Raw genomic sequence first — 14,632 nt, 5'->3', positions numbered from 1 at the left:
GGGCTCTGCCCCGGTCGCAGCCGCCTGGGGTGCCGCTGCTCGGCCCGGGTCGCCGCAGCCGCCCGAGGCGTCTGAGCTCTGCCTGAGGCGCGGCCCCGGTTGCCCCCGCGCCCGCGCCTGCCGGGACCTCAGGGCTGCACGATCACCGCCTCAGGGCTGCACGATCACCGCCTCAGGGCTGCACGATCACCAGCACGCCCAGTCCGATCGCGAGCAGGATGCCCACGCTGCCGCAGATGATCCCGGCCAGCGCCTGACCGGGGTTCGAGGCCTCGCCCCGCCTGGCCTTCCCGCGCCCGACCGCGCCGAAGGTGATCCCGAGGATGCCGAGCACGACGGCCAGCGGCCACATGCAGAAGCCGACGGCCGAGACGATCCCGAGGACCATCCCGGCGATGCCCATGCCGTTGCTGTCCCCCGCCCCGCCGGGCCAGCCGTAGGGGCCCGGAGCGCCGCCCCCGTAGTGGGGCGGGGACGGGTAGCCGTAGCCGCCCGGATATCCGTACGGGACCTGTCCGGGCCCGTAGGGCGCGGGGGGCGGCGGCGGGACCGGCCCGCCCGCGCCGGGGGAAGCGAAGGGGTTGCCGGGGTTGAACGGCGGGCCGCCGGCCGACGCCGTGCCGGGGTGGGGCGGCGGGAAGGCGCCGAACGGGGCGTTCCCGGGCGGGTTCCCGAAGGGGGTGGCCCAGGGCTGCGGGGTGACGTCCGCGGGCGGTGCGGGCACGCTGGGCAGGGCGGTGACCGTCCGCTGGTCGTGCACGTCCAACGGCACCTGGTCCGAGGGGACGGAGGGAGAGCCGGGGGCGGGGGTCAGCGGTTCGTTCGCGGCGACGGTGAAGCCGGCCCCGCTCTGCGCGCTGTCGCCCGGGGCGGCCCAGGGGTTCGACGCGGCCGGGGGCCCGACAGGGCCGACCCCGTCTTCCGCCGTGCCGGTCGTGCCCGGGGTGCCCGTCGTTCCGGTGTCCGTGCTGCCCGGGGTGCCGGTGCCCGTGCCGCCCTTGTCCAACGGCACCCTGGGAGCCGCGTCCTGCGGACCGTCCGCCTCGTCGGAAGCGGGCGCGGGCCACGGGTCATGGGCGGCGTCACCGGCCGGAGTCGGCGCGTCGTCGGACATGCGTGGATCCCCTCTGTCGCCCTCTGCCCCGCGTTCCGCCAGGCGTTCGGTCCCGCGCGTACCGTCCCGCGCGTTCCCGCTTGCGTTCCGTCGTCCGTACACCGTTCCGCCCCGCGTACGTTCCGTCATGCTACGGCCCGCGGCCGGCGCGGTGGGCGGCGGTCCGTGCGACGGGCGGCGTCCCGTGGCCAGGGCGGCGGACCATGCGACGGACTGCGGACCATGGCCAGGACGGCGGACCATCCGACGGACTGCGGACCATGGCCAGGACGGCGGACCATGCGACGGGCGCCGTCCCGTGGCCAGGGCGGCGACCACGCGACGGGCGGCGGTCCGTGGCCGGGGCGGCGGCCGGGGGTCCGGGCCGCCGCCCGTGCCGTGGGCGGTGGTTCATGCCGCGGGCGAGACCGAGGCTCTTCTCCCGCGCGCTCCGCCTACGATGATCCCGACTCATCGATCAGCCGATCACCCGCGTCCCGTCCGGCCCGCTCGGCCCGGGGCGCCGTCCCGGGGAGGACCCCATGACCGACCGCTTCGACGCATCCGCCGCCGCCCCCGGCTCTCCGGGCTCCCCCGTCTCCGGCGCACCCGCCGGTCCCACCGCTGCCGCCGCGGCCGGCTCCCGTGACGTGCACGCCTTCATCGCCGGGCTGCCCAAGGCCGAACTGCACGTCCACCACGTCGGCTCCGCCTCCCCCCGCATCGTCGCCGAGCTGGCCGCCCGGCACCCCGACTCCAAGGTGCCGACCGACCCCGAGGCCCTGGCCGACTACTTCACGTTCACCGACTTCGCCCACTTCATCGACGTGTACCTGTCCGTCGTGGACCTCATCCGCACCCCGGAGGACGTCCGGCTGCTGACGTACGAGGTCGCCCGGGACCTGGCCCGCCAGCAGGTGCGGTACGCCGAGCTGACCATCACCCCGTTCTCCTCGACCAGGCGCGGCATCGACGAACTCGCCTTCATGGACGCCATCGAGGACGCCCGCAAGGCGGCGGAGGCGGAGTTCGGGACCGTGCTGCGCTGGTGCTTCGACATCCCCGGTGAGGCCGGTCTCGAGGCCGCCGAGGAGACGACGCGGCTCGCCACCGACGACCGGATCCGCCCCGAGGGGCTGGTCTCGTTCGGGCTGGGCGGGCCCGAGATCGGCGTACCGCGCCCGCAGTTCAAGCCCTACTTCGACCGGGCGATCGCCGCCGGGCTGCGATCGGTGCCCCACGCGGGCGAGACCACGGGACCGCAGACGGTGTGGGACGCGCTGACGCACCTGCGCGCCGAGCGCATCGGTCACGGCACCAGCTCCGCGCAGGACGAGAAGCTGCTCGCACACCTCGCCGAGCACCGCATCGCCCTGGAGGTGTGCCCGACCTCGAACATCGCCACGCGCGCGGTCCGCACCCTCGACGAGCACCCGGTCAAGGAGTTCGTGCGGGCCGGCGTCCTGGTCACGATCAACTCCGACGACCCGCCCATGTTCGGCACCGACCTCGACAACGAGTACGCGGTCGCCGCCCGCCTCCTCGACCTCGACGAGCGGGGCCTCGCCGCCCTCGCCGGCAACGCGGTCGACGCGTCCTTCCTGGACGAGGCCGGCAAGGCACGCATCAAGGCCGAGATCGAGGCCTACACGACGGGCCGGCTCGCTCCCTGAGGACCGGCGGCCGCCACAATGGGCCCATGCACAACGTGACTGCCGTGGCCCATCGTGGCGACCCCTATCGCTTCCGTGAGAACACCGTCGACTCGTTGCGTTCCGCGCTCGACCGGGGCGCGGACGCCGTCGAGTTCGACGTACGGCTCACCCGCGACGGCGTACCGGTCCTGTTGCACGACGAGACGTTGAAGCGGCTGTGGGGGCAGGACCGGCCGCTGCTGTCGCTGTCGGCCGCCGAGGTGCGCGGGCTGACGGCCGGCGCGGTGCCGACCCTCGCGGAGGCGCTCGCGGCGACCGAAGGCAGCCGGCTGATGCTCGACCTGCCGGGGACGCGGGACGTGCGCACGGCACGGCGGATCGTGGACGCCGTCCGCGAGGCCGGGGCGGCGGACCGGGTCTACTACTGCGCCGACGCCGGTGCGATGCTCGCCGTACGCGCCGCCGATCCGTCCGCCGAGATCGCCCTGACCTGCACCAGCCTGGCGCCTCCGCGGCCCGCGCTGCTCGACGCGGTGAAGCCGCGCTGGCTCAACTACCGCTTCTCCCTGGTGGACCGGGAGCTGGCCGCCCGCGTGCACCACGACGGCTGTCTGCTCTCCGTCTGGACCCCCGACACCCGCCGTTCCATGCGCCGGCTCGTCGACTTGGGCGTCGACTCCATCACCACCAACCGGATCGAGGTGCTGACGGCTCTGCGCAAGCAGGGCTGACCGCGCGCGTGGTCGGCGTCCTGCGGCCTGGTCCGAACGACGGCCCTGTCCTGCCGCGTACGCGGGCGGCGGTGAGATCGCCTGGGCGTCCGCGCCCTCCCCCGGCCACGGCCGGATCAGCAGCGGCGCCGTCGCCTCCAGCAGACCGGCCCTGTCGAGGCCCCCGCGTTCAGCGGCTCGCGGCCCAGGTCGCGGACGAGCCGGCGGACGACGGACAGGGCCGCTTCGCCGTCCCCGCACAGCGGGGCCGCCAGGGGGCGGCCGTGGAGAAGACGGGCGGGTCGAGGCGCCGGACGCCGACGTGGACAGGTTGAAGGCCTTCACCACGTGCGCGGCGGGCGGGGCGGGCGGGGCGGGCGATACGTTCGGCCGCCGCCGGGCCGTCCGCCGTGAGCAGGCCGGAATCCGGGCCCACCGCACGAGGTGACCCGGGCCCGGGACCGCTACACGCGCGAGGCCTGAGGGACCGTCGCCGGGTCGGCCGGCGTCTCACGGGTGACGTACTGCGGGACCGGTGTGCCGTCCTCGCCGGTGTCACGGACCAGACCGTAGCGCCCTGCGCCCTGGCCGGGGCCGGTGATGACGTCCTTCCGCACGGCGTCCCAGGTCGTCGGGAAGACGTTGAGGCCGTAGTCGGCACCCCGCTCGTTCACGGTGAGGGTGACGCTGCCGGCGAGGTAGAAGTACTCGTTCTGCCACATCTGCTGGGTGCCGGACGGCAGGACGGCGAAGCCGGTGGCCTTGCTGCCCATGCCGGTGGCGGTGGTGTCCGTCGCGCCGACGGGGTCGTCCATGCGACGGCCGCCGCCGGAGGCCACGTGGAACAGCTTGCCCTTCAGCCCCGTCCAGCTCGGCATGACCAGGGCGCCGGGCCGGTACTGCGGCGATATCTGCCAGCGCACGAGGACATAGCCCTGTCCGCTGAGCGTCACGCCGTCCCCGCGGTGGTTCATGGTGGCGTGCGCGCCGCCGCTGCTGGTGACGCCGGACGCGGGCCGTTGCGGCAGGGCGGCGGGCGGGGTGTCCGGGTCGGGCGCGCCGTCGACGGCGTCGACGACACTCCCGTACCGGGCCGTCCCGCGCTCGTTCGCCGACGCCGAGGGGGATGCCGAAGGCGAGGCCGAGCCGGAAGGCGGGGGGCCGGGGACGGACGGTGCGGTGGCGGGTGTGCTCGCCGTGGGGACGACGGCCGCCCGTGCGGGCGGGTCCTCGGGGGTCTGTACGACGACATAGGCGCCGCCCGCGGCGAGTGTCGCGCCGGCCGTGACCGCGACGGCCGGTTTGGTGAGCGCGGTGAGCACCTTCGCGGACCAGCCGACGGTAGCCGTGCCGGTGGCCGCGGCGGCCGTCTTGCCGCCGAGCGCGAGGGAGAGCGTGAAGCCGGCCGGCACCGGGACCAGCGCGATCCCGACGAGCAGCCGTTCCGCCGGTACGACGGACTCGCGGGTGTCGCCGCAGTAGCCGCAGCCGCGGATGTGCCGGGCCAGCCGCTTGCGCCACACGGAGTCCGGCCGGCCGTTCCAGCGGGCGGTCAGGTCGCGCAGGCCGGGGCAGGCCCCTTCGAGGGCGCGGACGATGCCCCGCGAGACCTCCAGGCGCTCCTTCACCCGCTGGACGCGCACGGCGGCGTGCTGCCTGCTGATGCCGACGGCCGCGGCCAGCTCGCGGCGGGTGAGCTCGCCCGCGACCTCCAGCCACCACAGGGACAGCAGTTGCCGGTCCTCGTCGTCGAGCCAGCGCGCCGCCTCCGCGACCTCGCGCCGCTGCCCCTCCAACTGGAGCCGGAGCACGGTGAGTTCGGCGAAGTCGGCGGCTTCGCCTGCCGGCACGCTCTCGTCGAGGCGCTGTGGTGTCCTGCGCCGCGCGCGGTCGCGGATCTGTCGCATGGCGATCGCGACCAGCCAGGAGCGGAAGCTGTCGGGGTCGCGCAGCGAGCCGAGGTTGTCGACGGCGCGCAGCATGGTCTCCTGCACGACGTCGTCGACGTCGGCGTGGCCGTTCAGAGCGCGGCCGACGATGTTGTAGACCAGCGGCAGCCAGCCCGCCACCAGTTCGTCCAGCGCCCGCCGGTCGCCGGCCTGCGCGTCGGCGATGGTGGCCCGCCAGTGCCGGCCCGCCTCGGCGTACGTCCTCATGCCCGCACCCTCTCAGCCGGGACCCCGCTGTCGGCAATGTCGGAGATCACATCCAGGGAGACGGCCGTGACGGCCCGCGGATAACACTTTTTCACCACCCGGACCGGCACCCGGACCGGCACCCGGACCGGCGCACGGACCGGCGCCCCGCCCCTCACCCGTCCGGCACCCGTAAGGGGCACCCTGATCAACTCCCTTAAGCAACAGGACAGTTGCTCAGGGTTTCCCCAGGGTCGGGCACCCTCCTCGGCGACGATCCACGGCGGTCGCATCCCGGCGGAGGATCACGTCGAACCCTTCGGCACCCCTTCCTCTGGAGCCCGTATGCACGCTCGCCGTCGCACGACCGTCCTCGCCGCCTCCCTGGTGGCCGTCCTCGCCGCGGGCCCGCTGGCCGCGCCCGCCTTCGCGACGCCCGCGCCCGCGCCGGCCTCGGCCTCGGCCCACCCGGCGAACGCCCTGGACGTCGAAGCGCTGAGCGCCGCGCTCACCGGGCTCCCGGACCAGGACGCGACCGCCGCCCTCGTCCGGGTCGGCGGCACCGACGGAACCTGGCGCGGCAGCGCGGGCGTGCGCGACCTGCCGAGCGCCGCACCGGCCGACGCCGACGCCCGGTTCCGGGCAGGTTCGACGACCAAGGTGGTGACGGCGGCGGCCGTCCTGCGCCTGGCGGCCGAGCGGAGGGTCGACCTCGACAGGCCGGTCCAGCGCTACCTGCCCGGCCTGCTCGGCGGGAAGTTCCGGCCGATCACCGTACGGCAACTGCTCAACCACACCAGCGGCATCCCGGCGGGCGACGGCCTGGGGGACTCCTTCGAGGAGGTGTACGCGCACCGCTTCGACACGCTGCCCCCGCGGCAGGTCGTCGCGTCCGCGGCGGCGAAGGGGCCGGAGTTCCGTCCGGGCGAGCGGCAGCACTACCTGAACATCAACTACACGATCCTGGGCCTGCTGATCGAGAAGGTGACCGGCCGGTCGTACGCGTCCGAGGCCACCCGCCTGGTCCTGGCACCCGCAGGCATGAAGGACACGTACTTCCCCGGCGCCGACCCGCGCATCGCCGGCCCCCACAACCGCGGCTACCAGGCGGTGAGGAAGGCGGACGGGACGACGGAGCTGGTGGACGTCACCGAGTGGAACCAGGCGGACCGGTTCGCGGCCGGCGACATGATCTCCACGACCGCGGACCTGGAACGCCTCCTCACCTCGCTCTTCCGGGGCCGCATCGTCCCCGGGCCCCAGTTGCGGGAGATGTTCACGGTCCCCGCGCACATCGACGGCGCCACCTACAGCGCGGGCCTCCAGCGCTTCGTGTACGAGGGGAAGGTCTACTGGCTCAAGTCGGGCGGCCGCTACGGCTACAACGCGCTGATCGCCGGCACCCGGAACCTCGGTCGCACCCTCGTCTACTCGGTCAACTCCACCGACGCGAAGGGCGAGGGCATGAACGCGGTGGCCCAGCGCATCGCCATGGCCGCACTCAAGTGACGGTGCGCCGGGCTCACTCCGCCGAGCGATCCGACGGCTCGACGGACGGGGTGGGCCGCGCCGCCGAGGACGTGCCCGGCTCGCTCGCCGTGGTCGGCTCGCTCGCCGTGCTCGGTTCCGGCGAGTCGCTACGGCCGTCGCCGTCCATGGTCGGGACAGCGGTGCCGCCGGGCGCAGTCGACGTCCGCGGATCCGGGGCCGGGGTCGCGGCCCCCTCGGTAGGGCGCTCGGTGTCCGGTACCGGCGAGGGCGGGGGCACGGTGGACGGACCGCTCACCGACGGCGGGGCCAGCGGGACCGCCGGGCTGGTGGGCGCGTCGGACGCCGTCAGGTGCAACGGCAGCAGGACGGCGAGCGCGGCGATCCCGCAGGTCGCGCCGACCCCGGCCACGGTACGCAGCAGCCGGCGCCGGACCGCGCCGCGGCGGATCTCCTCGTAACGGCCGGGCGGCGGGCCGAGGTGGCCGGGGACGGGCCCCAGGATGACGGTGAGGGGGTCGTCGGGGTCGAGGTCCGGGCCGTCGTCGAAGTCGTCAGTGGGTGTGATCAAGGCTTCTCCTCAGGTGGGCGCGGAGCAGTTCGCGGGCCGCGTGCAGGTCGGCCTTGACGGTTCCTTCCTTGCGCCCGGTCAGCACGGCCACCTCCCGGATCGGCATGTCAGCGTAGTAGTGCAGCAGGATCGGGACGCGCAGCCGGTCGGGCAGGGACTGCACGAGCAGCCGCACCGAGGGATCGGCCGGTTCGGCGGGCGGGGCGACGGCGGCCTCGACGGTGGCCCGGCGCAGGGCCCGGCGCTCGCGTTCGAGCTTGCGCCAGTGGTCGCGGACCAGGTTGGCGGCGGTGACGAAGAGGAAACCCTGGGGCTCCGCGACGGCCGTCCAGCGGGCCCAGAGCCGGGTGAACGCCTCCGAGGCGATCTCGTGCGCCGTCTCGTCGTCGTCGACGAGACGGCGGCACCAGCCGGCGAGGCGCGGGTAGAGGGCGGCGAACAACTCGGACGCCGCCCTCTCACGGGACCGCGAGGGCCGTTTCAACGTTCTCCCGCGGGGGTCAGGGCGGCGAAGACGATCACGTTGTCGCGGTATCCGTCGCCGGCCCGCGGGCCGCCGCACGTGATGAGACGCAGTTCGGGGCGGTCCACGTTCCCGTAGACCTCTTCGGTCGGGAACTGCGCCTTGTCTACGGTCCTCACCTCGGTGACGGCGAACTCGGCCGTGGTGCCGTTCTCCAGACGCGCCCCGATCCGGTCGCCCCGGCGCAGCCGGTCGAGGTGCCGGAAGACACCGTCCCCGTAGCTGCCGACCGTGACATGGGCGAGGATCACCGACGGGCCGGTCTGTCCGGGTGTCGGCGAGTTCTCGTACCATCCCGCCCGGTCGTGCTCCTCGACCGGAGGCACCCCCACGGTGCCGTCGGCGGCCAGCCCCAGCCGCATGACCGGGGTGTCGACCCCGATCGCCGGAATCCGCAGCCCGACCGGCACCGAGCGCGCGAGGGGACGCGCCGCCCGGACGGAGGGAGCCGCGGAGGGGGCCGCGGAGGTGCCCGGCGTACGTGCGGCGCCGCCCGGGGCAGCCGGGTCGGCCGGGTCGCCGGCACAGCCCGCGACCAGCGGGGCCGCCAGGGCCGAGAGGATCAGGGCGCGCCTGGAGAGCGGGCTCATGCGCCGGTCGCCCTCCGGCGCCGTACGACGTAGAAGCCCGTGCCGGCCGCCGCGGCAACCGCTGCCGCGCTGCCGCCGATCAGCCCGCCTCGGCCCTCGGACGGCTCCGCGACCCCGGTGTCGGCACCGCCCCGCGGCACCACACCGACCTGACTCGGAACGGTGGACGGAGCGGTACCGGCCTCGGTCGGGGCCGGGACCGGGGTAGCGTCGGCGCCGTCGTCGGCGGGGGCCGGTGTCGCGCTCCGGCCCGCGGTGGTGGGGCCGGGCGTGGGCGTCCCACCGTCGGCCAGCGCGGGCGCCGCGCCCACCAACAGGGCGGTGCCCGCAACTACCAGGGCGGCAAGGCCCGTTCGCGGCATGAGTCGCATGAATCGCTCTCTTTCATCGGTCCGTTGACGGATCGAGCGAAGAGACGAGACAGCCGGGGACCGGGTTGCAAAGAGATGGCAAAGCCCCGCTCGGGAACCCGCGGGCCGAAAGGAGCCGCCGTCAGAGCCCCGCGATCGCGTTCCACCGCTTGGCGAAGTCCAGGCGCTCCGTGGAGGTGATGTCACGCGCGATCGCGAGGTGTTCGCGCATTTCTGCGTCCGGGAAGATCAGCGGGTTCTCCGCGAGGGCGGCCGTCTCCTCGTCGTCGGAGTCGGCGAGGACGGCCTGTGCGGCGGGGACCGGGCAGACGTAGTTCACCCAGGCGGCGAGCTCGGCGGCGACCTCGGGCCGGTAGTAGTGGTCGATCAGCTTCTCGGCGTTCGCCTTGTGCCGGGCGAGGTTGGGAATCATCAGGGACTCCGCCCACAGTTCGGCGCCCTCCTCGGGGACGACGAAGCGGATGTCGGGGTTGTCGGCCTGGAGCTGGATGACATCGCCGGAGTACGCCTGACAGGCCAGGACATCGCCGCTGACCAGGTCCTTGGTGTAGTCGTTGCCGGTGAAACGGCGTATCTGGCCGCGGCCGACCTGCTTCTCCACCTCGTCGCAGACCTGGTGGAAGTCGTCGGCCGTCCACTTCGTGACGTCCACGCCGTTGCCCTGCATCAGCAGCGCGAACGCCTCGTCCAGACCGGACAGAAGCGTCACCCGCCCCTTGAGGTCGTCGGCCCACAGTTCCGAGACGCTGCGTATCTCCCGGCCCAGTTTCCGCCGGTTGTAGGCGATGCCCGTGATGCCGGACTGCCACGGCACGGTGCACGCGCGTCCGGGGTCGAAGGCGGGCGAACGCAGCAGCGGGTCGAGGTACTCGGTGACGTGGGGCTGCGCGGCCCGGTCCATCTCCTGCACCCAGCCGAGCCGTACGAACCGGGCGCACATCCAGTCGCTGATGACGATCAGGTCGCGGCCGGTCTGCTGATGGTTCATCAGCGCGGGGCTGATCTTGCCGAAGAACTCGTCGTTGTCGTTGATCTCCTCGACGTAGTCGACGGCGATGCCCGTGCTCTTGCGGAACGCGTCGAGGGTCGGCCGCCGGTCGGGGTCCTCGTCGTCGGTGTCGATGTAGAGCGGCCAGTTCGCCCAGGTCAGCCGCTTGTCATCGGCCGAGAGGTCGGCCCCCGCGCGGTCACCCGGCCGCACGTAGGCGGCCGGCACCCCGCAGCCGGCGAGCCCGCCGAGCGCGGCGGTCCCCCCGAGCGCGCGCAGCAGGGAACGGCGGGACACGGCGCGCGAGAGCGAGGGAGTCTGGGGCACGCCGTCAGCATGCCGTGGGGCCGACTCCCGGACAATCGGCGCAGCGTCGAGCACACCGCGCGCGAACCGACACCTTGTCGACCACCGCCCCGACGAGCACAGAGGAAAACGGCCCCCGGTCCAGGAACCGAGGGCCGAACTCCCCAACTCACGCAGGAAATCCGACGGCCACGGGAAACCCCGACCAGCCGAACTCCCCGAGAAACGCGGGAATCCACACCCCCCGGCCGAACCACCCGACGCCCACGGGAACACCGTGAGCGCCGAACCACCCGACGCCCACGGGAACCCCGTGACCGCCGAACCACCCGACGCCCACGGGAACCCCACGCCCAGCCGAACTCCCCAAGGGGCGCGGGGAACTGCGCGACCAGCCACAGCGCACCCGCACCCGAACCGGCACCCGCACCGGTACCGGCTCGGCCCCGGCCCCCGGCCCCCGGACGACCAACCCGGACGAACAACCCGCCCGACCCGCGGAGCGCTACGCGTCGAGGGACGTCATGACGTGCTTGATGCGGGTGTAGTCCTCGAAGCCGTAGCCCGACAGGTCCTTGCCGTAGCCGGACTTCTTGAAGCCGCCGTGGGGCATCTCGGCGACCAGCGGGATGTGGGTGTTGATCCACACGCAGCCGAAGTCGAGCTTCTTGGACATGCGCATCGCGCGGCCGTGGTCCTTGGTCCACACCGAGGAGGCGAGGGCGTACTCGACGCCGTTGGCCCACTCGACCGCCTGGTCCTCGTCCGTGAAGGACTGGACGGTGATGACCGGCCCGAAGACCTCGTTCTGGATGATCTCGTCGTCCTGCTTCAGCCCGGAGACGACGGTCGCGGCGTAGAAGTAACCCTTGTCGCCGACCCGCTGTCCGCCCGCCTCGACCTTGGCATGGGCGGGCAGCCGCTCGATGAAGCCGGAGACCTGCTTCAGCTGGTTGGGGTTGTTCAGCGGGCCGAAGAGCACGTCCTCGTCGTCCGGCTGCCCCGTCTTCGCCTCCGCGGCGGCCTTCGCGAGCGCGGCCACGAACTCGTCGTGGATGCCCTCCTGGACGAGGACGCGGGTGGCCGCCGTACAGTCCTGGCCGGCGTTGAAGAAGCCCGCCACGGAGATGTCCTCGGCGGCCTTGGCGATGGCCGCGCTGTCGAGGTCCCCGAACACCACGACCGGCGCCTTGCCGCCCAGTTCGAGGTGGACGCGCTTGAGGTCCTTGGACGCCGACTCGGCGACCGACATGCCCGCGCGCACCGAACCGGTGATGGAGGCCATCGCCGGGGTCGGGTGCTCGACCATCAGCCGGCCGGTGTCACGGTCGCCGGTGACGACGTTGAAGACGCCCTTGGGCAGGATCGAACCGATGATCTCGGCGATCAGGACGGTGGAGGCCGGCGTGGTGTCGGACGGCTTGAGCACCACCGTGTTGCCGGCCGCGATCGCCGGGGCGAACTTCCACACGGCCATCATCATCGGATAGTTCCACGGCGCGACCTGCGCGCAGACGCCGACCGGCTCACGGCGGACGATGGAGGTGAGCCCCTCCATGTACTCGCCGGCGCTGCGCCCCTCCAGCATCCGGGCCGCGCCCGCGAAGAAGCGGATCTGGTCGACCATGGGAGGGATCTCCTCGGAGCGGGTCAGCCCGATCGGCTTGCCCGTGTTCTCCACCTCGGCCGCGATGAGTTCCTCGGCCCGCTCCTCGAACGCGTCCGCGATCTTCAGCAGGGCCTTCTGACGCTCGGCGGGCGTCGTGTCGCGCCAGCCCGGGAACGCCTCGGCGGCGGCGGCCATCGCGGCGTCGACGTCCGCGGGGCCGGACAGCGGCGCGGTCGCGTACGCCTCGCCGGTCGCGGGGTTGACCACTTCGGTGGTCCGTCCGTCGGCGGCGTCCCGGAACTCGCCGGCGATGTAGTTGCGTAGCTTGCGCAGCCGTCCCAGCTCGGTGCTCACTGCCGGCCCTCCAGGTTCGGTGTCCATTGACTGAGACACCCACACTAATCCTTGCCCCGACGTTTTCAACACCCCCGATCCCGTCGCGGCTGCGGAATCCGCAGATCTCCGTTACGTAAACAACGAATTTCATCGCCTCGGCCTTGCGGAACGGTCGAGACGTCGTGCACAGTGAGGCCGTGGCCAGTCGAAGCGCAGAGCACAGGGACTCCCGCGAGTCCAGGAACGGCAGCACCCCTCACCTGGATGCCGTCAGCCTCGCCATCATCCAGCAGCTCCAGGAGGACGGCCGTCGGCCGTACGCCGCGATCGGCAAGGCCGTCGGCCTCTCCGAGGCGGCCGTGCGCCAGCGCGTCCAGAAGCTGCTCGACCAGGGCGTGATGCAGATCGTCGCCGTCACGGACCCGCTCACCGTGGGTTTCCGCCGGCAGGCGATGGTCGGGATCAACGTCGAGGGCGATGTCGAGTCCATAGCGGAAGCGCTGACCGACATGGCGGAGGTCGAGTACGTGGTGATGACCGCCGGCTCGTACGACATCCTCGCCGAGATCGTCTGCGAGGACGACGACCACCTGCTGGACGTCATCAACAAACGCATCCGTGCCCTGCCTGGCGTGCGCTCGACCGAGAGCTTCGTCTATCTGAAGCTGAAGAAGCAGACCTACATGTGGGGAACCCGATAATCGTGAGGACCCGATAACCGTGAGCACCAAGGACCTCAGCCGCACCGCGTACGACCACCTGTGGATGCACTTCACCCGCATGTCCTCGTACGAGAACTCCCCCGTCCCGACCATCGTCCGGGGCGAGGGCACCTACATCTACGACGACAAGGGCAAGCGCTACCTCGACGGTCTCGCGGGCCTGTTCGTGGTCCAGGCCGGCCACGGCCGGGTGGAGCTCGCCGAGGCGGCGTTCAAGCAGGCGCAGGAGCTGGCGTTCTTCCCGGTGTGGTCCTACGCCCACCCGAAGGCCGTGGAGCTCGCCGAGCGCCTCGCGGACCACGCGCCCGGCGACCTGAACAAGGTCTTCTTCACCACCGGCGGCGGTGAAGCCGTCGAGACCGCCTGGAAGCTCGCCAAGCAGTACTTCAAGCTCACCGGCAAGCCGACCAAGTACAAGGTCATCTCCCGCGCGGTCGCCTACCACGGCACCCCGCAGGGCGCCCTGTCCATCACCGGTCTGCCGGCCCTGAAGGCCCCCTTCGAGCCGCTCGTCCCGGGCGCGCACAAGGTCCCGAACACCAACATCTACCGCGCCCCGCTGTTCGGCGACGACCCCGAGGCCTTCGGCCGCTGGGCCGCCGACCAGATCGAGCAGCAGATCCTCTTCGAGGGCCCGGACACGGTCGCCGCGGTGTTCCTGGAGCCGGTGCAGAACGCCGGCGGCTGCTTCCCGCCGCCGCCCGGCTACTTCCAGCGCGTGCGCGAGATCTGCGACCAGTACGACGTCCTGCTGGTCTCGGACGAGGTCATCTGCGCCTTCGGCCGTCTCGGCACGATGTTCGCCTGCGACAAGTTCGACTACGTCCCGGACATGATCACCTGCGCCAAGGGCATGACCTCGGGCTACTCCCCGATCGGCGCCTGCATCATCAGCGACAGGCTGGCCGAGCCGTTCTACAAGGGCGACAACACCTTCCTGCACGGCTACACCTTCGGCGGCCACCCGGTCTCCGCGGCGGTCGGCCTCGCCAACCTCGACCTGTTCGAGCGCGAGGGCCTCAACCAGCACGTGCTCGACAACGAGGGCGCGTTCCGCTCCACCCTGGAGAAGCTGCACGACCTGCCGATCGTCGGCGACGTCCGCGGCAACGGCTTCTTCTACGGCATCGAGCTGGTGAAGGACAAGCACACCAAGGAGTCCTTCAACGACGAGGAGACCGAGCGCGTCCTGTACGGCTTCCTCTCCAAGGCGCTGTACGACAACGGCCTGTACTGCCGTGCCGACGACCGCGGCGACCCGGTCGTCCAGCTCGCCCCGCCGCTGATCTCCAACCAGGAGACCTTCGACGAGATCGAGCAGATCCTGCGCGCGACGCTGACGGAGGCGTGGACGAAGCTGTGATCGTCAGCCTGATCAGCTGATCAACACCGGCCCCGGTGTCGACCGTTCGAGTGAGAAACGGCGACCCGGGGCCGTGTGCTGTCCGGCCTTCCCCTCCTGGCTGCCTAGCGTGCGAGTGACCGATCGGCCCTGTCTTCGTTCCCCCGCACGGGGGATTGGCACGGGAACCACA

General features: G+C 72.6%; 13 protein-coding genes. 5 read left to right on the top strand and 8 right to left on the bottom strand.

Annotated elements, in window-relative coordinates:
• Positions 1-172: 172 nt before the first annotated feature.
• A complete protein-coding gene (locus QQM72_RS02445) occupies positions 173-1,114 on the bottom strand; it encodes a DUF4190 domain-containing protein (protein ID WP_314219085.1) in 942 nt (313 codons plus the stop codon).
• Positions 1,115-1,635: 521 nt separating this feature from the next.
• Between QQM72_RS02445 and QQM72_RS02440 the strand changes: the two genes are divergently transcribed.
• A complete protein-coding gene (locus QQM72_RS02440) occupies positions 1,636-2,766 on the top strand; it encodes an adenosine deaminase (RefSeq protein ID WP_399075650.1) in 1,131 nt (376 codons plus the stop codon).
• 26 nt (positions 2,767-2,792) lie between these two features.
• Positions 2,793-3,479, top strand: coding sequence for a glycerophosphodiester phosphodiesterase (locus QQM72_RS02435; protein WP_314219084.1), 687 nt, complete (start codon positions 2,793-2,795; stop codon positions 3,477-3,479).
• A gap of 443 nt (positions 3,480-3,922) precedes the next feature.
• On the opposite strand, the gene QQM72_RS02430 is transcribed toward QQM72_RS02435, so the two are convergent.
• On the bottom strand, positions 3,923-5,614 hold the full coding sequence (locus tag QQM72_RS02430; protein WP_314219083.1) for an RNA polymerase sigma factor: 1,692 nt from the start codon (positions 5,612-5,614) through the stop codon (positions 3,923-3,925).
• Positions 5,615-5,938: 324 nt separating this feature from the next.
• Here QQM72_RS02430 and QQM72_RS02425 point away from each other — a divergent pair, with 324 nt between their 5' ends.
• Entirely contained in the window at positions 5,939-7,102 is a 1,164-nt protein-coding gene (locus QQM72_RS02425; RefSeq protein ID WP_314219082.1) for a serine hydrolase domain-containing protein, read from the top strand.
• A 13-nt stretch (positions 7,103-7,115) separates the two neighbouring features.
• Here QQM72_RS02425 and QQM72_RS02420 read toward each other — a convergent pair whose 3' ends face one another.
• From QQM72_RS02420 to QQM72_RS02395, 6 genes are all read right to left on the bottom strand, one after another.
• The gene (locus tag QQM72_RS02420; protein WP_314219081.1) at positions 7,116-7,652 is read right to left on the bottom strand and encodes a hypothetical protein; all 537 of its coding nucleotides are present in this window, start codon (positions 7,650-7,652) and stop codon (positions 7,116-7,118) included.
• Entirely contained in the window at positions 7,636-8,136 is a 501-nt protein-coding gene (locus QQM72_RS02415; protein ID WP_054239701.1) for an RNA polymerase sigma factor, read from the bottom strand. Before QQM72_RS02415 ends, QQM72_RS02420 begins: the two co-directional genes overlap by 17 nt.
• Positions 8,133-8,765 carry a class F sortase gene (locus tag QQM72_RS02410; protein ID WP_314219080.1) on the bottom strand — a complete coding sequence of 211 codons (633 nt, stop codon included), beginning with the start codon at positions 8,763-8,765 and terminating at the stop codon, positions 8,133-8,135. The genes QQM72_RS02415 and QQM72_RS02410 overlap by 4 nt, the downstream gene beginning before the upstream one ends.
• The gene (locus QQM72_RS02405; RefSeq protein ID WP_399075643.1) at positions 8,762-9,136 is read right to left on the bottom strand and encodes a sortase-dependent protein; all 375 of its coding nucleotides are present in this window, start codon (positions 9,134-9,136) and stop codon (positions 8,762-8,764) included. The genes QQM72_RS02410 and QQM72_RS02405 overlap by 4 nt, the downstream gene beginning before the upstream one ends.
• Positions 9,137-9,257: 121 nt before the next feature.
• Positions 9,258-10,451 (bottom strand): ABC transporter substrate-binding protein, encoded by a 1,194-nt coding sequence (locus QQM72_RS02400; protein WP_314219079.1) that lies wholly within the window; start codon positions 10,449-10,451, stop codon positions 9,258-9,260.
• 484 nt (positions 10,452-10,935) lie between these two features.
• Positions 10,936-12,393 carry a gamma-aminobutyraldehyde dehydrogenase gene (locus tag QQM72_RS02395; protein ID WP_314219078.1) on the bottom strand — a complete coding sequence of 486 codons (1,458 nt, stop codon included), beginning with the start codon at positions 12,391-12,393 and terminating at the stop codon, positions 10,936-10,938.
• A 164-nt stretch (positions 12,394-12,557) separates the two neighbouring features.
• On the opposite strand from QQM72_RS02395, the gene QQM72_RS02390 reads away from it, so the two are divergent.
• Positions 12,558-13,076, top strand: a complete 519-nt coding sequence (locus QQM72_RS02390; protein ID WP_020128673.1) for an Lrp/AsnC family transcriptional regulator — start codon at positions 12,558-12,560, stop codon at positions 13,074-13,076.
• A 19-nt stretch (positions 13,077-13,095) separates the two neighbouring features.
• On the top strand, positions 13,096-14,460 hold the full coding sequence (locus QQM72_RS02385; RefSeq protein WP_314219077.1) for an aspartate aminotransferase family protein: 1,365 nt from the start codon (positions 13,096-13,098) through the stop codon (positions 14,458-14,460).
• Positions 14,461-14,632: the final 172 nt, after the last annotated feature.

Source organism: Streptomyces zaehneri (assembly GCF_032248645.1).
In the GTDB taxonomy this organism is placed as follows: domain Bacteria; phylum Actinomycetota; class Actinomycetes; order Streptomycetales; family Streptomycetaceae; genus Streptomyces; species Streptomyces coriariae.
This window is presented reverse-complemented; position numbering and strand designations above follow the sequence as displayed.